This window comes from Cupriavidus sp. FW306-1B-F12B, from assembly GCF_058781795.1.
The window spans coordinates 162197-183812 of sequence record NZ_JBYSXC010000017.1 but is presented as its reverse complement, the minus strand read 5'-3'; the positions used below and the strand labels follow the sequence as shown (position 1 = coordinate 183812).

The window sequence follows — 21616 nt, the reverse complement described above, 5'->3', positions numbered from 1 at the left end:
GGGCGCAGGTTGGTCTGGCTGATGCCGCGATAGCGGTAGTCCGAGACCAGCGACACGTTGGCCGTGAACGTATGCGGCGATGCCGGCTCGGCAGCGGCGGCGGCCGGTGCCGGGGCCGCCGCTTCCGTGCTTTGCGCGTAGGCGGTGGCGGCGGCACTGGTCAGGACAACCGCGCTGACTGCAAGGGCCAACTTCTTCATGGGTTTCTTCTCCTTATTCCTGAGGCTCGGATTTCGTTTATTGGATTTCGGTGATTCAATGAGGCAGGCGCACCTACTACTGCAACTGCCATGCCAGCTCCCCGGAAATCTGCGGTCCATGGCGGCCGTGATGGCGTGCCGTGACCAAAGCCAGACTTGAATCTGCCCTGCAGCGAAGCCAGATCGGGTTAAAAGGTGTGAACGCCGATGCGCGGGAGCTTTCGCCCACGTGCCTCACGGGCGATAATTGAGTCCTGACGGTGGCTGCGTGCGCGACACCCAGGCTGCGCGCCCGCAATCGGGGCGCCCAATTCCTGTGCGAAAGCGCGCTAAACGCCAGATGCCCACCCGGATTGGCACCAGTTAGGTGCGCAAAGGAGAAACCATGAAACCGACCGATCTCTTCAACGACCTGCAGAACAAGGTCAGCGAGGCGCTGCGCAACTCGCCGGCAAGGGACATCGAAAAGAACGTGCGCAGCATGATGACCCAGGGCTTTGCCAAGCTGGACCTGGTCACGCGCGAGGAATTCGACGTCCAGTCGCAGGTGCTGGCCCGCACCCGCGCCCGCCTGGAGGAACTGGAGGGCCGCGTGGCGGAGCTTGAGCGCCGCGCCGGCATCACGCCCGGCGCTGGCTCGGTGGACTCGACCGGGGGCGCGTGAGCACGCCGGTCCTGCCCGATCCAACCCGCCGCTTGAAGGCCGCCACTCCTGGCGGCCTTTTTCGTTAACAGTTCGATGACATGAGCCTTGCCGTCCTACGCAGCCGGGCACTGACCGGCATCGCCGCGCCGCCGGTGCGGGTCGAGACCCACCTCGCCAACGGCCTGCCGGCATTCACCATCGTCGGCCTGGCCGACACCGGCGTGCGCGAAAGCCGCGAGCGCGTGCGCGCCGCCATCCTCAACAGCGGTTACGAGTTCCCCAACCGCCGCATCACCGTCAACCTGGCCCCGGCCGACCTGCCCAAGGAATCCGGCCGCTTCGACCTGGCCATCGCGCTGGGCATCCTGGCCGCCAGCGGCCAGATTCCGTCCGAGGCACTGGATGCGCATGAGTTCGCCGCCGAGCTGTCCCTGTCCGGCGAACTGCGCCCCGTGCGCGGCGCGCTGGCCATGGCCATGGGCCTGGCGCGCGACAACGCCGCCCGCGCCGCCGCCGGCGAGTCGCCGCGCGCCTTCCTGGTGGCCGCAGGCAATGGCGCCGAAGCCGCGCTGATCGAGGACCTGGCGGTGCATGCCGCGGCCACGCTGCGCCAGGCCTGCGACCACCTCTGCCCCGTGCCGGAGGCACGGCTGCCCCGCGCCATGCCGGCGTTGCTGCCCGCCACCACGGACCGCGGCCCCGACATGCGCGACGTGCGCGGCCAGGCCCAGGCGCGCCGGGCCATGGAAGTGGCCGCCGCCGGCCAGCACTCCGCCCTGCTGGTGGGGCCGCCGGGCACCGGCAAGTCGATGCTGGCGCAGCGCCTGCCCGGGCTGCTGCCGCCGATGACGCTGCACGAAGCACTGGAGTCCGCCGCGGTCATGAGCCTGACGCCGGGCGGCTTCCGCACCGCGCTATGGGGCCAGCGCCCGTTCCGGTCGCCGCACCACACGGCATCCGGGCCGGCCATGGTCGGCGGCGGCGGCAACCCGCGCCCGGGCGAGATCTCGCTGGCGCACCACGGCGTGCTGTTCCTGGACGAGCTGCCCGAATTCGACCGCAGGGTGCTGGAAGTCCTGCGCGAGCCGCTGGAATCCGGCCGCATCACCATCGCCCGCGCCGCCGGCCACGCCGACTTCCCCGCCTGCTTCCAGTTCGTCGCGGCGATGAACCCCTGCCCGTGCGGCTACCTCGGCCATCCCGACCGCCCCTGCCGCTGCACGCCCGACCAGGTGCGGCGCTACCAGTCCCGCATCTCCGGCCCGATGCTCGACCGCATCGACCTGCAGGTGGAAGTCCCCGCGCAGGACCATGGCGAGATGCTCGACGGCCCGCCCGGCGAACCCAGCGCCATGGTGCGCACCCGCGTGCTGGCCGCGCGCGAGCGCCAGCTGGCCCGGCAGGGCAAGCCCAACAATGAACTCGGCGGACGCGAGATCGAACAGCACTGCACGATGGAACCGCAGGCGCAGGCGCTGCTGCGCGGCGCGATGACGCGGCTGGCGTGGTCGGCGCGTTCGTACTACCGCGTGCTGAAGGTGGCCCGCACCATCGCGGACCTGGAAGGTGCCGAGGTGCTGACCGCCGCGCATGTGGGCGAGGCGATCCAGTACCGGCGGGCGTTGCGGATGGCGGGCGGTTGAATGCTTAACCTAAAAGCGATGCCAGCGTCGCAGCCCCCACCGGATCCATCTCCTTGGGCACCTCGCGCCGCGCCAGGCACCCCTGCATGCCCGACGCGATCGCCTTGCCCAGTTCCACACCCCACTGGTCATAGGCATGGATGCCCCAGATCGCGGCCTGCACGAAGACCTTGTGCTCGTACAGCGCGATCAGCGCGCCCAGCGATGCGGCGTCGAGCGTGTCGAGCCAGAGCAGGCTGACCGGCACGTTGCCGGGGAAGGTGCGATGCGGCGCGAGCCGCTCGGCTTCCTGCGGCGGCAGGCCGAATGCCGCCAGCGCGGCCAGCGTTTCATCGTGGGCGCGTCCTCGATGCCCGCGTCTTGCGCCAGGGCCAGGGCCAGCAGCGCTTCATGGACAGCGCGGTTGATGCGTTGCCGTGTGAAGTCCAGTTCGATGCCGGCAGCCGACAAGCGCGCGTAGTCGCCACGGCCCGGCTCGTGCACCAGTTCACGCAGATGCGGCAGCGGCTGCGCGGCCAGCGCGCCAAGAGCCCGCCATGCAGGGCATTCGGTCAGCCGCATCACGCCTCCTCCGACCACTGCACGCCTTCGCGCGCCATGAACGCCGACGATGCCGCCGGGCCCCAGGTGCCGGCGGTATAGGGGCGCGGACCTTGGTCCTGCTGGCGCCACGCTTCCAGGATCGGGTCGACCCAGGTCCAGGCGGCCTGCAGTTCGTCGCGCCGCACGAACAGCGCCAGCCGGCCGCGGATCACGTCGAGCAGCAGGCGCTCGTAGGCTTCGGCGCGCCGGGTGGTGAAGGCCGAGTCCAGGTTCAGCGCCAGGCTCAGCGGTTTCAGCTTCATGCCCTCGCCCGGCTGCTTGACCATCAGCGTCAGCCGCACCGATTCCTCCGGCTGCAGCCGGATCACCATGCGGTTGGGCTGCAGCGTGCTGCCGGCATCGAAGATCGAATGCGGCACCTCGGCGAAGTTGATCACCACCTCGGTCACGCGCTCCTGCATGCGCTTGCCGGTGCGCAGGTAGAACGGCACCTTGTTCCAGCGCCACGTGCCCAGCTCGGCGCGCATCGCGACGAAGGTCTCGGTGCGGCTGTCGGGCGGAATGCCTTGTTCCTGCAGGTAGCCGCGCACCAGCTCGCCGGCGATGGCGCCCGCGGTGTACTGGCCGCGCACGGTATTGCGGCGCACGTCCTCGGGCGACATCGGCCGCAGCGAGCGCAGCACCTTGAGCTTTTCATCGCGCACCGCATCGGAGGTGAGCGATGCCGGCGGCTCCATCGCCAGGATGCTGACCAGCTGCAGCAGGTGGTTCTGCACCATGTCGCGCATGGCGCCGGCCTCGTCGTAGAAGCCGCCGCGCGTGCCCACGCCCACGGTCTCGGCCACGGTGATCTGCACGCTGCGCACGAACGGCGTGCGCCACAGCGGCTCGAAGATCGAATTGCCGAAGCGCAGCGCCATCAGGTTCTGCACCGTTTCCTTGCCCAGGTAGTGGTCGATCCGGTAGGTGCGGTCCTCGCTGAAGTAGCGGCTGACCACCTCGCCGATGCCGATGGCCGAGGCCAGGTCCACGCCCAGCGGTTTTTCCAGCACCAGCCGCGTGTCGTTGGCGATCAGGCCATGGCTGGCAAGGTTGTCGCACGTGGCCGCGAACAAGCCGGGCGGCATCGCCATGTAGTAGATGCGCAGCGCGTCCTGGCGCAGCTGCGCGGCCAGCGCCGGATAGTCCCCGGACTGCGAGGCGTCAACGTGCACGAAATCCAGCCGCTGCAGGAAGGTCTGCCATTTGGCCGGCTCGAGATAGCGCGCTTCGACAAAGGGTTGCGCGCTTTCGTCGGCAAAATTGACAAAGGCCTCGCGGTCCCAGCGGTGCCGGCCCACGCCGATGATGCGGGTGCCGTCGGGCAGGTTGCCGTCGCGGTGGCACATGTATAGCGATGGCAGCAGCTTGCGCGCCGACAGGTCGCCGGCGCCGCCGAAGATGACGAGGTCCAGCGGCCGCGCGTCGGCAGTGCCGGAAGAAGAGGCGGTTCGGGTGGTTTGCATGACGGACTCCTTGCTTGCCGGGGCGGCGTGGGGCGGTATTGGGGCGGTATTGGCCAGCTCAGCGCGTCTCGGTCACCTTGCGCAGGTACTGCGGCTGGTCGGGATTGCGGCCGCGCGCCAGCGCCAGCGCCTGCGCCGCGACATAGAAGCTCTGGATGGCGCAGACCGGATCGAGCAGCGGATGGCCGGCCGGCACCAGCGGCAACTCCAGGGGCAGCTCCGCATCAACCGTGCCAGGAGGCGCCGCCAGCAGCACGCGCGCACCGCGCTTGCGCATCTCGGCGGCCAGCGCCAGCAGTCCCGCCTGTTCCGGTCCGCGCGGCGCGAACACCAGCAGCGGGTAGCCGTCGCCGATGATTTCCATCGGGCCGTGCCGCACTTCGGCGCCGGAGAAAGCCTCGGCCTGGATGCCGGAGGTCTCCTTGAGCTTGAGCGCCGCTTCCTGTGCGATCGCCAGGCCCGCGCCGCGGCCAAGCACGATCATGCGCTCGACGTCGCGCAGCGCGGGCACCAGCGCCGACCAGTCCTGCGCGGCCGCTTGCGCCAGCGCGGCCGGCAAGCCTGCGCAGGCAGCGACCAGCTCGCGCTCGCCGCTGCGCGCGGCCTCGAGATGCCCCACCAGCAGCGCCGACATCGACAGCATGGCGATATAGCTCTTGGTCGCGGCCACGCTCTGCTCGGGGCCGGCAAGCAGCGGCAGTTCATGCGCGCACGCCTGCGCCAGCGGCGAATCCGGGGCGTTGACCAGCGCCACGGTGGCGGCGCCGCCGTCGCGCAGCGCCTGCATGGTCTCGACCAGGTCGGGGCTGCGGCCCGACTGCGAGAACGCCACCGCCAGCTGCCCGGCCACGCGCAGCGCGCTGTCGTGCAGCGTCACCGTCGACATCGGCAGCGAAGCCACCGGCACGCCCAGGCGACGCGTGACCAGCGTGGCGAAGTAGCTGGCGGCATGGTCCGAGCTGCCGCGCGCCACGGTCAGCGCCGCGGGCCAGGCCTGCGCGGCGAGTTGCGCAGCGAGCGCGGCCACGCGCGGCGCCTGCGCCAGCTGCGCAGCCACCACGGCCGGCGCGCTCAGCGCCTCTTCAAGCATTCTCGACACAGCATTCTCCTTCGACATAAACGGTGCGCACCGACAACGCGCGGTCCAGCACGACCACGTCGGCCCAGCAGCCCTGTGCCAGCAGGCCGCGGTCGGACATGCCCAGGTACTGGGCCGGATACAGCGACACGCGCCGCGACGCATCGGCCAGGTCCAGCCCGATCGAAACGAAGTTGCGCAGCGCCTGGTCCATGGTCAGCACGCTGCCGGCCAGGGTGCCGTCGGCCAGGCGCACGCTGCCGTGGACCTTGTAGACGGTCTGGCTGCCCAGGTGGTACACGCCGTCCGGCATGCCCGCGGCGGCGGTGGCATCAGTCACCGCATACAGCCGCGGGATCGCGCGCAGCGCGGCGCGGATGGCGCCGGGGTGTACGTGCAGCAGGTCGGGGATCAACTCGGCAAATTCGGCATGGGCCAGCGCTGCCGCCACCATGCCGGGCGCGCGATGCTGCAGCGGGGTCATCGCGTTGAACAGGTGGGTGAAGCCGCTGGCGCCGGCGTCCAGCGCGGCCACCGCGTCTTCATAGGTGCCCAGCGTGTGGCCCAGCTGCACGCGCACGCCGCGCGCGGCCAGCAGGCGGATGATGTCCAGATGCCCCGGCAGTTCGGGCGCCAGCGTCACCACCTTCAGCGGCGCGGCGCCCAGGTACTGCTCCAGTTCTTCGGGCGTGGCAGTGGCCGAGGTATCCGGCTGCGCGCCCAGCTTGCCGGGGTTGATATACGGCCCTTCCAGGTGCACGCCCAGCATGCGCGCCGCGCCGGGCGGGCGCTGCGCGCAGGCCCGGTTCAGCGCCTGCAGTGCGGGCAGCAGCACGTCGCGCGGCGAGGTCATGGTGCTGCCCAGCAGGCTGGTGGTGCCAAAGCGCACATGCGCGCGCAGGATCACCGGCACCGCGGCCTCACCATCCATGAAGTCCTTGCCGCCGCCGCCGTGATTGAGCAGGTCGACAAACCCCGGCAGCACGTACGGGGCATCGTTGTGCTCAGGCGTGGCGGGCACGCCCTCGATGCGCGCGATGCGTCCGTCCGGGCCGGCATGGATCTCTCCGAAGATCCAGCCGGCCGGCGTCAGGATGTTTCCTTTCATGGCAATGCTCTCCAATACATTGGAATCACCGGCCAGCCGCCGTCAGAACAGGTGGATGATGCCGGCATAGGCGCCCTGCTGGTTCGCCCCGGCGCGCGGCATGGTGTCCGGCGACGCCTCCACCGAAAAGGTGGCATTGCGCGAGTTGAACACCGACGCCACCGTGCCATACAGCGAGGTGCGCTTCGACAAGTCATACTTTGCGCCCAGTGTGACAAGCGTGCCATGCCCGCCGCTCTTGTTCAGGGTGGCGTAGTAGACGCCGGACAGCAGCGTCAGCGCCGGCAGCAGGCGGTAGTTGGCGCCGACCCATGCCATCTGGCTGCGCGTGGCGGCGTAGGGGTTCTCCGGCGTGGCCACGGTATCGCCCGAGGACACGGTCAGGTTGTAGCCGGCGAACAGGCGCAGGTTGTTCAGCGCATAGCTGCCGCCGAGCGTGTACTGGCGCGAATTCCCATACAGGTTGTCCATGCGGCCCTGCGCGTCGCGCAGTTCCTCGTAGATGCCGGTCAGGTTCAGGTTACCCTGCGCGTACTTGATGGCCGCGCTCAGCTGCTTGCCGCTGTTGAAGCTGCCCGCCACGCCGTCGCTGCCGGCCTGCGCGCGCACGCTCAGCCCGCCCCACACCGGCGAGTTGTAGGTCACGGCATTGGCGCGCGAGCCCCAGTTGCGGCCATAGACCAGCGTGGCGACCGAACTGGCCTGCAAGCCCATCGGGTCGATCGCGCCGCTCTCGTCGTCGGTCAGGCTCATGGCCCGGCCCAGCAGCAGCGTGCCCCAGTCGTTACTGGCCAGGCCCACCTGCGCGCGGCGGTTGAACAGCGGATCGGAACGCCCGGTGCCGGAGGTGATCATGCCCTCCAGGTTGAAGACCCCGCGCAGGCCGCCGCCAAGATCCTCGGCGCCGCGCATGCCCCAGAAGCTGACGCCGTACTGGTTGCTGCCGAAGCGAAAGGTGTCCACGTCGCCGCCCGGGCGGGCGATGCCGTTGACATAGTCGAGGCCGGCCACGGCGCGGCCGTACAAGGTGATGCCGGTGCCGGCGGACTGGGCGCAGGCGCCCCCGGCCGACGCTGCGAGCAGCGCCGTCAGTGCAATGCGTTTCACGATCAATGACTCCTGGATAGGCAGACGGTATCCACCGGCGCGGCTGTCGTCGCGGCCGTCGTTGTTGTGGCCGATGGGGAAGGTCGACCGCAGCCGCGCACGGCTGCGGCGGCGGGGGTCAGGTGGGCATGGCTTGCAGGGCGCGCTCGAAGGCGGCCGCGTGTCCGTCGGCGGCATGGCCGAAGGCGATGTGGGCGGTGTCATCGCCGATCCACATCAGCTGGCTGCCGGCAAGGTGGTCGGCACGCACCCGGGCGCGCTCGCGCACCACCACGCGCAGCCGCGTCAGTGCCACCACGCCGACCGAGGCGATATTGGCGGCGCCGCCCAGTGCATCGATCCACCAGGCGGGATCGAAGGCGCCGGCAGCCGGCACGGGCGCCTGGGTTGCAGCGGCGGGCGCAGCAGCCACCACGGCCGTGGCCTGCGGCGCCTGCTGCAGCACCGCGCGGATATCACCGGCAACCTGCTCGGCCTGCGGCCCGATCACCACCTGCACCACATTGGGCGGGCGCTTGAGCACGCCGCGCACGCCCAGCGCCTTGAGCCGTGGCTCTGACACCGCGCTGATATCGGCCACATTCAGCCGCAGACGCGTGGTGCAGGCATCGACCACGACCAGGTTGGCGGGGCCGCCCAGCGCTTCGACATACTGTTGCGCCACGCTGCCCGCGGCCGGCTGCGCGCCACCGTCGACGGCCATCACGGGCACCACTTCATCGCGGCCCGGCGTCAGCAAGTTGAAGCGGCGGATGAAGAAGCGGAACGGCCCGTAATAGACCAGCGCATAGGCCAGCCCCAGCGGAATCGCCAGCCAGCCGCGGCTGGACAGCCCGTAGCCCAGCACATAGTCGATCGCGCCCGCCGAGAAGGTGAAGCCCAGCCGGATATCGAGCGCATGGCACAGCGCCATCGACAGCCCGGTCATCAGCGCATGCAGGCCGTACAGCACCGGCGCCAGGAACATGAAGCTGAACTCGATCGGCTCGGTGATGCCGGTCAGGAACGAGGTCAGCGCCATCGAGAACAGCATGCCGCCCACCAGCGCGCGCCGCGCCGGCGGCGTCTCGTGGTACATCGCCAGGCAGGCGGCGGGCAGGCCGAACATCATCACCGGGAAAAAGCCGGTCATGAACAGGCCTGCGCCGGGGTCGCCGGCAAAGTAGCGGTGCAGGTCGCCCGATACCGCCGCCCCCGTGGCCGGATCGGCGTAGCTGCCGAACACGAACCACGCCAGCGTGTTGATCAGGTGGTGCAGCCCGGTCACCAGCAGCAGCCGGTTCAGCAGCCCGAACACAAAGGCGCCGGCCGAACCCGCCGTGGTCAGCCACGCGCCGGCCGCGTTGATGCCGGCCTGCACCGGCGCCCACGCATAGGCCAGCACGATGCCCAGCAGCAGGCAGCACAGGGCGGTGACGATGGGCACGAAGCGCTTGCCGGCGAAGAAGCCCAGATGGGGTGGCAGCGCGACGTTGCGATAGCGGTTGTAGAGCCCGCCCGCCACCGCTCCGGCGACGATGCCGGCCAGCACGCCCATGTCGAGCGACTTGTCGATGGTCTTCATCACCGTGGTCAGCACCAGGTAGCCGATGGTGCCGGCCAGCGCCGCCGCGCCGTTGTTGTCGCGCGCAAAGCCCACCGCCACGCCGATCGCGAACAGCAGGGCCAGGTTGGCAAAGACCGCATTGCCGGCCTCGGCCATCAGCTTGATGTCGAATACGTCGGGCTGGCCCAGGCGCAGCAGCAGGCCGGCCACCGGCAGCACCGCAATCGGCAGCATCAGCGTGGCGCCCAGGCGTTGCACCCTGGGCAGCAGGTCCATCTTCATTGGCGTTCTCCGAATCTGTGCGCGCGTGGCGCGTATTGGGTTGTGGTCGACCGGCGCTTATGCCGGCCAGTAGCGGCGGCACGCGTCGCGCACCGCTGCGGCTGACGGCAGCCGCAGCAGTTCGCCTGCGCGCTGCCGGCAATCGGCATGCGAGAGCGCGCGCACGCGCGCCTTGACGCCCGGCACCAGCCCGGCGTCGACGGAAAGCTCGGTCACGCCCAGCCCGACCAGCACCGGCACGGCCAGCGGGTCGCCCGCCAGCGCGCCGCACACGCCTACCCAGCGCCCGTGGCGCGCGGCGCCCTCGGTGGTGGCGGCGATCATGCGCAGCACCGCGGGATGCAGGCCGTCCATGCGCGCCGCCAGTTCCGGCTGGCAGCGGTCCATGGCCAGGGTGTACTGGGTCAGGTCGTTGGTGCCGATCGAGAAGAAATCGGCGTGCTCCGCCAGCTGGTCGGCCAGCAGCGCGGCGGACGGGACTTCGATCATCACGCCGACCTCGATCTCGGGATCGGCGCCGGCTTCGGCCGCCAGCGCACGGATGCGTTCGCGCCAGGCCAGCAGTTCGCCGACCTCGCTGACCATCGGCAGCAGGATGCGCAGCGGCGCGCTCGCGCGCACGGCCAGCAGGCCGCGCAGCTGGTCGTCCAGCAGTTGCGGGCGCACCTGTGCCAGGCGCACGCCGCGCAGGCCCAGGGCGGGGTTGTCTTCGGCAGGCAGGTGCAGCCAGGCGGCGTCCTTGTCGGCGCCGATATCAAGCGTGCGCACGATCGCGCTGCGGCCCTGCAGGGCATCGGCAATCGCCTGGCAACTGGCGGTATGGTCCGCCGCCGCGGGGGCTGCGTCGCCGTGCAGGAACAGCAGTTCGGTGCGCAGCAAGCCGACCGCATCGGCACCATGCGCCACGGCATTGCGGGCGTCGTCGAGGCTGCCGATATTCGCGGCCACCTCGACAGGCACGCCGTCGCGGGTACTGGCGGCGGCGTGCGCGGCGCGCAGGTCGGCCTCGTGCTGCTGCGTGCGCAGCCTGACGGCGCTGGCGGCGGCGGCCAGCAAATGCGCATCGGGGCAGGCGTGCAGGCGGGCGCTGTCGCCGTCGGCGATGACCGGCGTGCCGTCCTGCAGGCGCTCCAGCGCGCTGCCCAGCGCCACCAGGCAAGGGATGCCGAGCTGGCGCGCGATGATGGCCGCGTGCGAGGTCGGGCCGCCGCGCGCCATCACCAGTGCGGCAACCCGGGTGCGGTCCAGTCCGGTCAGGTCGGAGGGCGTGAATTCCCCGGCGGCCAGCACGATGACATCGCCGTCGGCGGCCGGTGCGGGCAGCTGGACCGGGACACTGCCCGCCGGGGCCAGCGCACGCAGCACGCGCTTGCCCAGATCCAGCAGGTCGGCGGCACGTTCGGCCATGCGGCGGTCGGCCATCGCGGAAAGCATGGCGGCTTCGGCCCGGGTGGCCTCGCGCCAGGCAAAGCCCGCGCTCTTGCCGGCGGCGATCATGGTCTCGGCCGCGGCCTGCAGGGCCGGGTCTTCCAGCAGCGCGCGATGCATGGCGAAGATGCCGGCCTCGGCGCCGGCGCGGCGCGCGGCGGCGGCTTCGCTCTCATGGGCCAACTGGGCGTCGATGGCCGCCAGCGCGGCGCGCAGGGTCTCGCGCTCGGCAGCAATGCCCTGGCCGGCCTCGGCCGGCTCCGGCGTGGTCTCGCGCCACCAGTGCAGCGTGCCGATCGCGATGCCGGGGGCGGCGGCCACGCCGGGGATGCCACCCGCCGGCAGGTCGGCGCCCGGGCCGGGCTGCGCCACCGATGCGGCCACCGTGGGTACGGGTTCTTCTTCGCCCACGCCGGCGCGTTGCAGTTCGTACGCGACCGCATCGAGCGCGGCGCCGGCATCGCGCCCGGTCGCGACCAGCTCGACCGTGGCGCCCTCGCCGGCGGCCAGGCCCAGCAGCGCCACCAGGCTGGCCAGGCTCGCCTGCCGGCCGCCGTAGTGCAATGCGACGGTGGCGTCCAGGCCGCGCGCGGCTTCGCGCGCCCGTGCCGCGGGCCGGGCGTGCAGGCCGCCCGGGCAGGCCAGCGTGACCGAGCGCCGCTGTTCGGCCGCGGTCGCGTGGTCTTCCCGCGCAGGCGCCGCAGCATTCGCGGCACGCACCTGCAGCAGCACCGTGCGGCCTGCCTCGGCCTGCGCCGCGTCGGTCCTGGCGGCGACCGTGAAGGCATCGCCATTGGCGATCGCCATCACCGTCACCAGGCTCGGCGCCTGCTGCGCGACGCGGTCGACATCGAAACGGATCAGCGCATCGCCCTGGCGCACGGCAGCGCCCTGCGCCACGCAAGGCGCAAAGCCTTCGCCGCGCAGCGACACCGTATCGATGCCGACATGCAGCAGCACCTGCGCCCCGCACGGGGCCTGCAGCGTCAGGGCGTGGCCGGTAGCAGCCAGGTGGACGATGGTGCCGTCGCAAGGCGCCACGAGCGTGTCGCTCAGGGGGTCGATGGCCAGGCCGTCGCCGAACATGCCGTCGGCAAAAACCGGGTCCGGCACCGCCGCGAGGGGAAGCAGCACTCCGCTCACCGGAGCCCGCAGCAACAGGGTTTCGCTCGTCTCAGCCATCTTGCTTCCAGAAATCGCGGCAGCCGGCGCGGGAATGCGGCGGCGCCAGGGTCAGGGGAAAGATAGACGGCCACCGACAATAAAAATACCAGTGAAAACCACTACAACGTTATTGTATCTAAGTGGCATCTTTATTGAGGTGAGGCAAAGCAGCGCTTGCACGGCCCGCACATTTGGCAGATTCATCACACAATCCTTGAAGACAGCCAGGATTTCCCTCAACCCCGGCAGCGCTTTCCGCCAGCATAATCAGTGAAATCTTTTTAATACCAATTGACGACAAGCGAGGCTGTGGCGCCTTCATCACCCAGGCGGCGCAAGTCCATCCACATCGACTTGACATGTCCTAAAGTGGTATCATCATCCCCCACATTCTGGTACCTACGAGGATTCGCAATGGATCAACGGCTGCAGGCCCTCAAGCCAGACGAAGCGGAGGCGACGCCGATCTACCTGCAAGTGGCGCGCAGGCTGGCTGCGGCCATCCAGGCCGGCCAATGGCGGGTGGGCGACGCGCTGCCGTCCGAGCGCACGCTGGTGGATTCACTGGGGATTTCACGCGTCACGGCCCGGCGCGCGCTGCAGATGCTGGCAGAGGAAGGCGCGATCACGCGCAGCCGCGGCGCGGGCACCTTTATCGCGCCGCGCCCTGAGCAGAAGGCGGCGCGGCTGGACAACTTCAGCGAGCTGGCGCGCCGGCGCGGCATGACGCCGGCCAGCGAGCTGGTGGCGTTCGAACGCCGCCGCGCCACGACGCAGGAGGCCGCGGCGCTGGCACTGCCGGAAGGCGAAGAGATCGTCAGGCTGACCCGGCTGCGCAAGGCCGACGGCCAGACCTTCTGGATGGACGTGACCACGCTGGCGCTGGCGGTTCTGCCGGACGCCAGCGCCATCGGCGAATCACTCTATGCCTACCTGGAGCGGATCGGCCAGCCAGTGCTGCGCGTGACCGAGAAGCTGCGCGCGATCGTCGCCAGCGAGGAACTGGCCACGCGCCTGAATATCGCGCCGGGGGAGCCGCTGCTGCATATCCTGCGCACCGGCTATACCCATGGCGACAAGCCGGTCGAACTGACCGACGCCTACTGCCTGAACGACTTCTACGAACTCAAGCAGTAGCGGCCGGCCACAGGCGGCTCGACCGGGGATGGGGTCGGGTCTTCCTCTGGCGGCAACGGCAAGTTCGGAGGCACGCCCGGCGGCGCGGGCTCTTCGTCCGGGGGCACGGTATGGCGCGGCTGCAAGCGCGCACCGGCGTAGGGGTTCAGCGAGGCGGGCATGCGGAGTCTCCGTGACCGGGGTACCTCCTCATTGAAGCAAACCCGGCCAGTGCGCGCCAGTGTTGATCGAGGCCCCGTTCAGGCGTGCTGCCGGCGCACGAAGAACAGCGCCGCGCCCACCGCCATCAGCACGCTGCCGAAAAATCGGTTCTGCCAGCGCACCGCGCGCGCATTGCGGAACAGCCCCTGCATACGCGAAGCCAGCAGCGCATAGCCATGCATCACCACCAGGTCCACGCAGCACATGGTGGCCGCCAGGATCGCCAGCTGCAGCGCCAGCGGCCGGTTGGGATCGATGAACTGCGGCAGCACCGCGACCATGAAGATGATGCCCTTGGGGTTGGTCACATTGGTCAGCAGGCCGGCGGCAAAGCGCCGGCGCCGGCTCATCACCGCCACGCGCGCGGGGGCGGCGCTGCCACCCTGGTCCGCCCCGCTCTCCACCTGCGCGCGCCATTGCTGCACGCCGAGGTAGATCAGGTACAGCGCGCCAATCGTCTTGACCACCATGAAGGCCTGCTCCGAGGCCAGCAGCAGCGCGCCCAGGCCGCCGCCCGCCACCAGCAGCACGATCACCAGCCCGGCCTGCAGGCCGAAGATGGTGGTAGTGGTCCTGCGCAGCCCGTACGAGAGCCCATGGCTCATCGACAGCACCGCGCCCGACCCTGGCGACACGGCGATCACCCAGCACGCGGCGAAATAAGCCAACCAGACTTCCCAACGCATTCCAACTCTCCTTTGACGACTACCATGCCGGGGCCACGATCCCGCAGCCACGGCACAAACAATGTTTCCTGCGGCGCGGCGCGTCAGAACGGGTGGAAGCCGCCCAGGAACTGCTCCACCTGCTCGGCCTGGCGCGCGTCGCGCGCGGCATCGCCCGATTCCAGCACCACCGCCTGGTACGCGCGCGTACCCACGGCCACCAGGCGCGCCGTCAGCCGGCGCGGCGACTGGTCCTGCGGCGACACCCCGCTCGCCTGCACTTCCACGCCGGCAAGCGGGCGGCCCGGACGGTCTGCACTCATCACGGTGACGGGCCGCGCGCGCGGCTCGCCAGAGGGCGTGCCAAGGTTGGCCAGCAGGCCGGCCTGCATCGCCGCGAGCGCCTCGCGCCGCAGCGCTTCGTCATCGGCGGGCAGCGTCACCACGCCCACGGCGAACAGCGTGTCGTCGACGCGCGCGGCTTCCATCGTCATCGGCAGCTTGCGCCCGGCAATGGTCACATCGCGCGCGGCGCTGGTGGGCTTGCCCGGGTAGAGCGCGGCATAGGCGCCCTCGCCGGACTGGATGGTGCGCCAGTCATAGCGCGGAGAACAGGCGCACAGGGCAAATGCCAGCACAGCGGCACAGCACAGCAGCGGCCGGCGGACAGCGGCAGGAAAGCTCGGCGGGGGCGGCACAAGACGCATCGGGAATCCATGGGGGGACGGCGCGCACAGGCTGCGGGCGGCGCTGGCGGGCGCCATCGCCTGCGGGCGGAAACCGGTATTATCCCGAAAGCGGCGCGCCAGTGCTTGCCGCGCCGCTCCCACTGCCCCACTGCCCCCGGTTTCCGCCATGCCTGCCGCCCGCATCGCCCGCCACGCCTTTGCCATCACCAGCTTGCGCTGGGTGGCCGCGAGCGCGTTGCTGGCAGCCGCGACCGGCATGCCCGCCGCCGCCAGCCCCGCCCACCTGCCGCCGGCCACCGACCTGGGCGCCCACGGCACCGAGGCCGCGCGCCGCGGCGAGCCGCTGGTGGTGCTGGTGTCGATGCCGGGCTGCAGCTATTGCGATGCGGTGCGCCGCAACTACCTGGGCCCGCAGGCCGCCGCCGGCGAAATTGCCGTGCGCGAGCTCGACATGACCGCCGACACCCCGCTGCGCGATGCCGACGGCAGCCTGACCACCGCGCGCGCGTGGGCCCGCGCGCACCAGGTGCGGGTGGCGCCCACGGTGCTGTTCCTGGACCGCCAGGGCCGCGCCGCCGCCGGCCCGCTGCGCGGCATGCAGCCGGATTTCTACGGCGCCTACCTGGAACAGGCGCTGGACCAGGCACGCGCCGCCATCGCCACCCGGCGCTGAACCGGTTGGGGCGCTTGCGGCAGATTGCCGCAGCCCGGCCCCGCGCAGCGCGCGAACGCCCGCGGCATTAGAATGTCCCATTGCTGACCGAACCTGCCTGACCCGGATTCCATGACCACTGCTGCCCCTGCCACCAAAACCTCCCGCAAGCCCTGGCCCATCGTCGTGGCCGTGGTCGTGCTCGCGCTGCTGGGCTGGTTCGGCTACCGCGCGCTGTCGCCGGCCAATACGGCCCCGGCGGCCACCTTCACGCTGCTGTCGGGCGAGAAGGTCAGCACCGCCGACCTCAAGGGCAAGGTCTACATGATCAATTTCTGGGCCACCAGCTGCGCCACCTGCGTCAAGGAAATGCCGGACATGGTCCGCACCTATGAGCAGTTCAAGGGCAAGGGGCTGGAATTCGTCGCCGTGGCGATGAACTACGACCCGCCCATGTATGTGATGAACTACACCAAGACGCGCGGCCTGCCGTTCAAGGTGGCGATGGATTCCGACGGCAGCGCGGCCAAGGCCTTCGGCAATGTGCAGCTGACGCCGACCACCTTCGTGGTCGACAAGGACGGCCGCATCCTGAAGCGCTATGTGGGCGAGCCCGAGTGGGATGCGCTGCACAAGCTGCTGGATGGCGCGCTGGCAAAGTCCGCGTAACGTTCCCGGCGGCAACCGCAGCAAAAAGGTGCTCATCGAGCACCTTTTTTTGTTTTTACGCATGATCGCCAGGGCAGCAGGTTGCGCGACATCCCTGTATGGATATACAGTTGGCGCCAGCCTTTTCTGAGCCATCCCCGAGCCCCGCCTGTGACTTTGGACCTAGCCCCCGCCACCGACCTCGCGGCCCCTGAAGCCGATGACGTCCCCGCCTACCTGTCCCGGCTCAACCCGGAGCAGCGCGCCGCGGTGGAACACGGCAGCGACGCGCCGCTGCTGATCATCGCCGGCGCCGGCTCGGGCAAGACCAATACGCTGGCGCACCGGGTCGCGCACCTGGTGCTGGCCGGCGCCGATCCGCGCCGCATCCTGCTGCTGACGTTCTCGCGCCGCGCCGCGGCCGAGATGGGACGGCGCGTCGAGCGCATCGTCGACCAGGCACTCGGCACCCAGACCGGCGCGGGGCGCGCGGCGCTGCAGTGGTCCGGCACCTTCCACGCCATCGGCGCGCGCCTGCTGCGCGAATACGCCGAGACCCTGGGCCTGTCGCCTGCCTTCACCATCAGCGACCGCGGCGATGCCGCCGACCTGATGCACGTGGTGCGCCACGACCTGGGCCTGTCCGAGACCGCCAGCCGCTTCCCGAAGAAGGAAACCTGCCTGGCGATCTACTCGCGCGTGGTCAATACCCAGGCGCCGCTGGAAGACGTGCTCAAGCAGCAGTTCCCGCGCTACGCGATGTGGGCCGATGCGCTGCGCACCCTGTTCGCCGGCTATGTCGAGGCCAAGCAGAAGCAGCATGTGCTGGACTATGACGACCTGCTGCTGTACTGGGCGCAGGCCATGGCCGAGCCCACCATCGCGCAGGACATGGGCGCGCGCTTCGACCACGTGCTGGTCGACGAATACCAGGACACCAATGCGCTGCAGGCGTCGATCCTGCTGGCCATGCGGCCGGACGGCCGCGGCCTGACTGTGGTGGGCGACGACGCGCAGTCGATCTACGCTTTCCGCGGCGCCACCGTGCGCAATATCCTGGACTTCCCGGCTCGGTTCACGCCGGCCGCGCAGCAGGTCACGCTGTCGCAGAACTACCGCTCGACGCAGCCGATCCTGCAGGCCGCCAACGCCGTGATCGGGCTGGCGGCCGAGCGCTATACCAAGGACCTGTGGTCCGAGCGCGCCTCGGCCGAAAAGCCCGGCGTGATCGTGGTCAACGATGAGGCCGACCAGGCCCGCTACGTGGTCGAGCAGGTGCTGGCACGGCGCGAGGCGGGCCTGACGCTGATGGCACAGGCGGTGCTGTTCCGCGCCGCCGACCACAGCGCGCAGGTAGAGATCGAGCTGGCCCGGCGCAATATCCCGTTCGTGAAGTTCGGCGGGCTGAAATTCCTGGAATCGACCCACGTCAAGGACGTGCTGGCGGTGGTGCGCTGGCTGGAAAACCCGCGCGACCGCATGGCGGGCTTCCGCACGCTGCAGCTGCTGCCCGGCATCGGCCCCAAGACCGCGGCGCGCGTGCTCGATGCGATGGCGCTGGCCACCGAGCCCTTGTTCTCGCTGGAGGAATTCGAGCCGCCGCCGGCCGCCGCACCCGCCTGGGCCGACCTGCTGGCACTGGCGCGCGCGCTGATGGCGCCCACCTCGCCGTGGCCGTCGGAATTCGAGCAGGTGCTGGCCTGGTACGCGCCGCACCTGGAGCGCCTGCACGACGACGCCGCCGCGCGCCAGGCCGACCTGCAGCAACTGGAGCGCATCGCCGCCACCTACGGCGCGCGCGAGCGCTTCCTGACCGAGCTGACGCTGGACCCGCCCAGCGCCTCCAGCGATGAATCCGGCGTGCCCTCGCGCGACGAGGACTACCTGATCCTGTCGACCATCCATTCGGCCAAGGGGCAGGAGTGGAAGGCAGTGTATGTGTTGAACGCCGTGGACGGGTGCATGCCGAGCGATCTGGCGACGGGCACGACCGAGGAGATCGAGGAAGAGCGGCGCCTGCTGTATGTGGCGATGACGCGGGCCAAGGACCATCTGGACGTCATCGTGCCGCAGCGGTTCTACGTGCACCAGCAGGTGGGATTTGGCGACCGGCATGTGTATGCGTCGCGTACGCGATTCATCCCGAATCGCGTGATGCCGAATTTCCACAGCCGGTCATGGCCGCCGCCGCCGATGCCTGGCGAAGGGTCAGTGAAACCGGCGTTGGCGCCGGTGGACCTGGCCAGCCGGATGCGGAATATGTGGCGGTGAGGGTCAGATTTCTCTCGCCGTGCTCCCCTCTCCCGCGCGCGGGAGAGGGGAGAAAACAAGCGGCCGGCCAACGCCACAGCCGCTCGTTGATCCGGCCTTACCCCACCCGCTCCAACAACAACCCCTTCAGATACTCCCCTTCCGGGAAGGCTGCCAGCATCGGGTGATCGGTGCCAGCCGACAGCCTGCGCAGGATGCGCGCATCCGCCCGCGCATCGGTCACCGCGCCTGCCACGATCTTCTGGAAGAGTTCCATGCTGATCGCGCCCGAGCACGAATACGTGAACAGCAGACCACCCGGCCGCAGCAGCTGCGTGCCGACCAGGTTGATCTCCTTGTACGCACGCGCGGCACGGTCGATATGCTGCGCCGACGGCGCGAACTTGGGCGGGTCCAGCACGATCAGGTCGAACTGACGCCCTTCGGCGCGGAATTCGCGCAGCGTCTTGAACACGTCGGCGTCTAGCCACGCCGCGCGCTCCGGGTCGAAGCCGTTCAGCGTCACGTTGCCCGCCGCGATCTTTAGCGCCTCGCCCGACGAATCGATCGACGTCACCGCTTTCGCGCCGCCGCGCAGCGCGGCCAGCGAGAAGCCGCCGGTATAGCAGAAGCAGTTCAGCACCTCGCGCCCGGCGGCCAGGTCGCCCACCAGCTTGCGGTTGTCGCGCTGGTCGACATAGAAGCCGGTCTTGTGGCCATTGCGCACGTCGACGTAGTAGCGCACGCCGTGTTCTGTGACCGACAGCGCCGGATCCGGCTCGGCGCCGGCCAGCACGCCCGTCACCAGCTCCAGGCCTTCGCGCTGGCGCACGGCGGCGTCGGAACGCTCATAGACGTTGGGGCAGCCGGTTTCCTTGACCAGTGCCTGCACGATCGCGGTCTTCCAGTGTTCCACCCCGGCCGAATTGAACTGGCACACCAGCTGGCCCTTATCACCGTTGCCGTAGTAATCGACGATCAGGCCGGGCAGCCGGTCGGATTCGCCGAAGATCAGCCGCACTGCGTCGCTGTCCTTCACCCATTGGCGCCGGTAGGCAATGGCCGCGGCCACGCGGCGCTTGAACAGGGCGTGGTCGACCGGCTCGTTTTCATCGAAGGTCCACGCGCGCGCGCGGATCTGTGACTCGGGGCTGTAGGCGGCCTTGGCCAGGAAGCGGCCGTCGGCGGCGCGCACGATCACGGTCGCGCCCGGCTCGCAGCGCCCTTCGGTCGTGGCAATGCCGGTGGCGTAGATCCACGGGTGGCGGCGCAGCAGGGATTTTTCCTTGCCGGGTTTCAGGGTGATGGTGTTCATGTCGATCAGGGAGAATGCATGCCGCTGCGGAAACACTTCCCACGCAGCGGTCGGGCTCCCCTCTCCCGCACGGCGGGAGAGGGGTTGGGGGAGAGGGCGGGAGCGTCAACGTAGTGGCGCGTGTCGGTATGCCAGCGCCTGCCCTCACCCCCGGCCCCTCTCCCGCGCGCGGGAGAGGGGAGAAAACAATGCGGGAAAGCCGCCTTAGAGGACGACCTTCACCATCGGATGCGAAGTCAGCGCCCGATACAAATCATCGAGCTGCTCGCGGCTGGTGACCCACACCGTCACGGTCAGGCCCAGGTAGTTGCCACCGCTGGAGGGACGCATTTCCATCTTGCCGGCGTGGAAGTCGGGATCGAACTCCTGCACCAGCGTGACGATGGCCTCGGCAAAGCCGTCCTGCATCGCACCCATCACCTTGATGGGAAAGTGGCTGGGGTATTCGATCAGCGACTGCTCCGGCGGGATGTCGCCCGGCTTGTAGCTGCCTTGGTTGTCGGTTGTCATGTCGGATTCTCCGGCACGAAACCGGCGCGCCGCATGGCGCGCCGGCTTACGCGCATTCAGGTCACTTGCGCTTGAACCACAGGCGGATGGTGTCCCACAGGCGGCCGAAGAAGCCGGCCTCGGGCACTTCTTCCAGCGCCACCACCGGGAACTCCGCCACCTTGTTGGTGCCGTCCATCAGCTTGACCATGCCCACCTGCTGGCCTGCCGAGATCGGCGCGATCAGCAGTTCCTGGCGCTCCAGCACCGGCTTGAGGCGTCCGCCGGTGCCCTTGGGCACGGTGACGAAGGTCTCGTTCTGCACGCCGATCTTGACCGTGCCGCTCTTGCCCTTGTAGATGTCCGGCGTGGCCAGCACCTGGCCCTTGTCGTACAGGCGCAGCGTGTCGAAGAACTGGAAGCCGTAGTTGAGGATCTTCAGGCTTTCCTGGGTGCGCACCTGTTCGGTGGTGGTGCCGATCACGATCGAGATCAGGCGGCGCGAGCCGTCCGGGACGTTGGCCAGCGGCCGCTTGGCCGACGAGATCAGGCAGTAGCCGGCAGACTTGGTGTGGCCGGTCTTGACGCCGTCCACGGTCGGGTCGATGTACAGCAGGCGGTTGCGGTTGGGCTGCCTGATCTTGTTATAGGTGAACTCCTTCTGCGAGTACATGGCGTAGTACTCGGGGAAGTCCTTGATCAGGCGCGTGGTCAGCGTGGCCAGGTCGACCGCGGTGGTGTAGTGGTTCGGGTCGGGAATGCCGTCGGTGTTGGTGAAGTGGGTGTTCTTCATGCCCATGCGCTGGGCCTCGCGGTTCATCATCGCGACGAAGCCCTCTTCCGAGCCACCCACGGCTTCGGCCAGCGCCAGCGCGGCGTCGTTGCCCGACTGCACGATCAGGCCCAGCAGCAGGTCCTGCACGGTGACCGGCTTGTTGGGCTCGATGAACATGCGCGACTCGTCGCTTTTGACCTTGAGCACCACGCTGGTCGGCACCACCGCCTGGTCCAGCGTCAGGCGCTTTTCCTTGAGTGCCTCGAACGCCAGGTAGGCGGTCATCAGCTTGGTCAGCGAGGCCGGCTCGATGCGCGCGTCGGCATTCTGCGACGCCAGGGCCTGGCCGCTGGTCACGTCATACAGCATCCACGACTTGGCTGCGACTTGCGGCATCGGCACACCCTGCGCCAGGACGGCGGCAGGCGCGGCCGCCAGCACGATGGCGGCGGCAATGGCAGCGGGAGCAAAAGCGGACGAAAGGCGTGTCGTGGCTCTATTCAGCATGTTTCTGTTTTCCGACAATAAGAAGGTGGCGCGGGGAT

General features: G+C 69.6%; 20 protein-coding genes. 6 read left to right on the top strand and 14 right to left on the bottom strand.

From position 1 onward, the window contains the following. Positions 1–200 (bottom strand): TorF family putative porin (locus AC3WLE_RS25710; RefSeq protein WP_492356920.1); only part of this gene is annotated, 200 nt, incomplete at its 3' end. Between the two features lie 385 nt (positions 201–585). Here AC3WLE_RS25710 and AC3WLE_RS25705 point away from each other — a divergent pair. Both AC3WLE_RS25705 and AC3WLE_RS25700 read left to right on the top strand, forming a co-directional pair. Continuing rightward, positions 586–864 carry an accessory factor UbiK family protein gene (locus AC3WLE_RS25705; protein WP_010814845.1) on the top strand — a complete coding sequence of 93 codons (279 nt, stop codon included), beginning with the start codon at positions 586–588 and terminating at the stop codon, positions 862–864. Between the two features lie 80 nt (positions 865–944). Beyond that, complete coding sequence (locus tag AC3WLE_RS25700) at positions 945–2489, top strand: YifB family Mg chelatase-like AAA ATPase (protein ID WP_492356921.1); 1545 nt, start codon at positions 945–947, stop codon at positions 2487–2489. Positions 2490–2493: 4 nt separating this feature from the next. On the opposite strand, the gene AC3WLE_RS25695 is transcribed toward AC3WLE_RS25700, so the two are convergent. The 8 genes from AC3WLE_RS25695 to ptsP all read right to left on the bottom strand — a co-directional run bounded on the left by AC3WLE_RS25695 (position 2494) and on the right by ptsP (position 12268). Beyond that, a complete protein-coding gene (locus AC3WLE_RS25695) occupies positions 2494–2736 on the bottom strand; it encodes a phosphoglucose isomerase-related protein (protein WP_492356922.1) in 243 nt (80 codons plus the stop codon). Then, positions 2679–3050 carry a hypothetical protein gene (locus AC3WLE_RS25690; protein WP_492318917.1) on the bottom strand — a complete coding sequence of 124 codons (372 nt, stop codon included), beginning with the start codon at positions 3048–3050 and terminating at the stop codon, positions 2679–2681. The genes AC3WLE_RS25695 and AC3WLE_RS25690 overlap by 58 nt, the downstream gene beginning before the upstream one ends. Next, a complete protein-coding gene (zwf, locus tag AC3WLE_RS25685) occupies positions 3050–4537 on the bottom strand; it encodes a glucose-6-phosphate dehydrogenase (protein ID WP_492340227.1) in 1488 nt (495 codons plus the stop codon). The genes AC3WLE_RS25690 and zwf overlap by 1 nt, the downstream gene beginning before the upstream one ends. Positions 4538–4595: 58 nt before the next feature. Then, positions 4596–5627 carry an SIS domain-containing protein gene (locus tag AC3WLE_RS25680; RefSeq protein ID WP_492356941.1) on the bottom strand — a complete coding sequence of 344 codons (1032 nt, stop codon included), beginning with the start codon at positions 5625–5627 and terminating at the stop codon, positions 4596–4598. Further along, positions 5620–6723: an N-acetylglucosamine-6-phosphate deacetylase gene (gene nagA / locus AC3WLE_RS25675; RefSeq protein WP_492352686.1), complete on the bottom strand. Its 1104-nt coding sequence runs from the start codon at positions 6721–6723 to the stop codon at positions 5620–5622. The genes AC3WLE_RS25680 and nagA overlap by 8 nt, the downstream gene beginning before the upstream one ends. A gap of 42 nt (positions 6724–6765) precedes the next feature. Continuing rightward, positions 6766–7830 (bottom strand): porin, encoded by a 1065-nt coding sequence (locus tag AC3WLE_RS25670; protein ID WP_492356923.1) that lies wholly within the window; start codon positions 7828–7830, stop codon positions 6766–6768. Between the two features lie 118 nt (positions 7831–7948). Further along, a complete protein-coding gene (gene nagE, locus AC3WLE_RS25665; RefSeq protein WP_492356924.1) occupies positions 7949–9658 on the bottom strand; it encodes an N-acetylglucosamine-specific PTS transporter subunit IIBC in 1710 nt (569 codons plus the stop codon). 57 nt (positions 9659–9715) lie between these two features. Continuing rightward, a complete protein-coding gene (gene ptsP / locus AC3WLE_RS25660) occupies positions 9716–12268 on the bottom strand; it encodes a phosphoenolpyruvate--protein phosphotransferase (protein ID WP_492356925.1) in 2553 nt (850 codons plus the stop codon). A 396-nt stretch (positions 12269–12664) separates the two neighbouring features. On the opposite strand from ptsP, the gene AC3WLE_RS25655 reads away from it, so the two are divergent. Continuing rightward, positions 12665–13387, top strand: coding sequence for a GntR family transcriptional regulator (locus tag AC3WLE_RS25655; protein ID WP_492318912.1), 723 nt, complete (start codon positions 12665–12667; stop codon positions 13385–13387). A 239-nt stretch (positions 13388–13626) separates the two neighbouring features. Here AC3WLE_RS25655 and AC3WLE_RS25650 read toward each other — a convergent pair whose 3' ends face one another. Then, on the bottom strand, positions 13627–14274 hold the full coding sequence (locus AC3WLE_RS25650; protein ID WP_492318911.1) for a LysE family transporter: 648 nt from the start codon (positions 14272–14274) through the stop codon (positions 13627–13629). An 83-nt stretch (positions 14275–14357) separates the two neighbouring features. Further along, positions 14358–14960: a hypothetical protein gene (locus tag AC3WLE_RS25645; protein WP_010814855.1), complete on the bottom strand. Its 603-nt coding sequence runs from the start codon at positions 14958–14960 to the stop codon at positions 14358–14360. 148 nt (positions 14961–15108) lie between these two features. Here AC3WLE_RS25645 and AC3WLE_RS25640 point away from each other — a divergent pair, with 148 nt between their 5' ends. The 3 genes from AC3WLE_RS25640 to AC3WLE_RS25630 all read left to right on the top strand — a co-directional run bounded on the left by AC3WLE_RS25640 (position 15109) and on the right by AC3WLE_RS25630 (position 18513). Then, entirely contained in the window at positions 15109–15615 is a 507-nt protein-coding gene (locus tag AC3WLE_RS25640; protein ID WP_492318910.1) for a SoxW family protein, read from the top strand. 111 nt (positions 15616–15726) lie between these two features. Continuing rightward, positions 15727–16263 (top strand): TlpA disulfide reductase family protein, encoded by a 537-nt coding sequence (locus AC3WLE_RS25635; protein WP_492356926.1) that lies wholly within the window; start codon positions 15727–15729, stop codon positions 16261–16263. A gap of 150 nt (positions 16264–16413) precedes the next feature. Continuing rightward, entirely contained in the window at positions 16414–18513 is a 2100-nt protein-coding gene (locus AC3WLE_RS25630) for an ATP-dependent helicase (RefSeq protein ID WP_492352692.1), read from the top strand. 97 nt (positions 18514–18610) lie between these two features. On the opposite strand, the gene AC3WLE_RS25625 is transcribed toward AC3WLE_RS25630, so the two are convergent. The 3 genes from AC3WLE_RS25625 to AC3WLE_RS25615 all read right to left on the bottom strand — a co-directional run bounded on the left by AC3WLE_RS25625 (position 18611) and on the right by AC3WLE_RS25615 (position 21578). Further along, complete coding sequence (locus tag AC3WLE_RS25625; RefSeq protein WP_492318907.1) at positions 18611–19807, bottom strand: class I SAM-dependent rRNA methyltransferase; 1197 nt, start codon at positions 19805–19807, stop codon at positions 18611–18613. 204 nt (positions 19808–20011) lie between these two features. Then, positions 20012–20317: a YbeD family protein gene (locus AC3WLE_RS25620; protein ID WP_492356927.1), complete on the bottom strand. Its 306-nt coding sequence runs from the start codon at positions 20315–20317 to the stop codon at positions 20012–20014. A 61-nt stretch (positions 20318–20378) separates the two neighbouring features. Continuing rightward, positions 20379–21578, bottom strand: a complete 1200-nt coding sequence (locus tag AC3WLE_RS25615; protein ID WP_010814861.1) for a D-alanyl-D-alanine carboxypeptidase family protein — start codon at positions 21576–21578, stop codon at positions 20379–20381. Positions 21579–21616 lie beyond the last annotated feature (38 nt).

Bases quoted from the DNA above. Each gene is read 5' to 3' on its own strand.
- AC3WLE_RS25705 (WP_010814845.1), top strand. From the start codon at position 586: ATGAAACCGACCGATCTCTTCAACGACCTGCAGAACAAGGTCAGCGAG.
- AC3WLE_RS25700 (WP_492356921.1), top strand. From the start codon at position 945: ATGAGCCTTGCCGTCCTACGCAGCCGGGCACTGACCGGCATCGCCGCG.
- AC3WLE_RS25690 (WP_492318917.1), bottom strand. From the start codon at position 3,050: ATGCGGCTGACCGAATGCCCTGCATGGCGGGCTCTTGGCGCGCTGGCC.
- zwf (WP_492340227.1), bottom strand. From the start codon at position 4,537: ATGCAAACCACCCGAACCGCCTCTTCTTCCGGCACTGCCGACGCGCGG.
- AC3WLE_RS25680 (WP_492356941.1), bottom strand. From the start codon at position 5,627: ATGCTTGAAGAGGCGCTGAGCGCGCCGGCCGTGGTGGCTGCGCAGCTG.
- nagA (WP_492352686.1), bottom strand. From the start codon at position 6,723: ATGAAAGGAAACATCCTGACGCCGGCCGGCTGGATCTTCGGAGAGATC.
- nagE (WP_492356924.1), bottom strand. From the start codon at position 9,658: ATGAAGATGGACCTGCTGCCCAGGGTGCAACGCCTGGGCGCCACGCTG.
- ptsP (WP_492356925.1), bottom strand. From the start codon at position 12,268: ATGGCTGAGACGAGCGAAACCCTGTTGCTGCGGGCTCCGGTGAGCGGA.
- AC3WLE_RS25655 (WP_492318912.1), top strand. From the start codon at position 12,665: ATGGATCAACGGCTGCAGGCCCTCAAGCCAGACGAAGCGGAGGCGACG.
- AC3WLE_RS25650 (WP_492318911.1), bottom strand. From the start codon at position 14,274: ATGCGTTGGGAAGTCTGGTTGGCTTATTTCGCCGCGTGCTGGGTGATC.
- AC3WLE_RS25645 (WP_010814855.1), bottom strand. From the start codon at position 14,960: ATGCGTCTTGTGCCGCCCCCGCCGAGCTTTCCTGCCGCTGTCCGCCGG.
- AC3WLE_RS25640 (WP_492318910.1), top strand. From the start codon at position 15,109: ATGCCTGCCGCCCGCATCGCCCGCCACGCCTTTGCCATCACCAGCTTG.
- AC3WLE_RS25635 (WP_492356926.1), top strand. From the start codon at position 15,727: ATGACCACTGCTGCCCCTGCCACCAAAACCTCCCGCAAGCCCTGGCCC.
- AC3WLE_RS25625 (WP_492318907.1), bottom strand. From the start codon at position 19,807: ATGAACACCATCACCCTGAAACCCGGCAAGGAAAAATCCCTGCTGCGC.
- AC3WLE_RS25620 (WP_492356927.1), bottom strand. From the start codon at position 20,317: ATGACAACCGACAACCAAGGCAGCTACAAGCCGGGCGACATCCCGCCG.
- AC3WLE_RS25615 (WP_010814861.1), bottom strand. From the start codon at position 21,578: ATGCTGAATAGAGCCACGACACGCCTTTCGTCCGCTTTTGCTCCCGCT.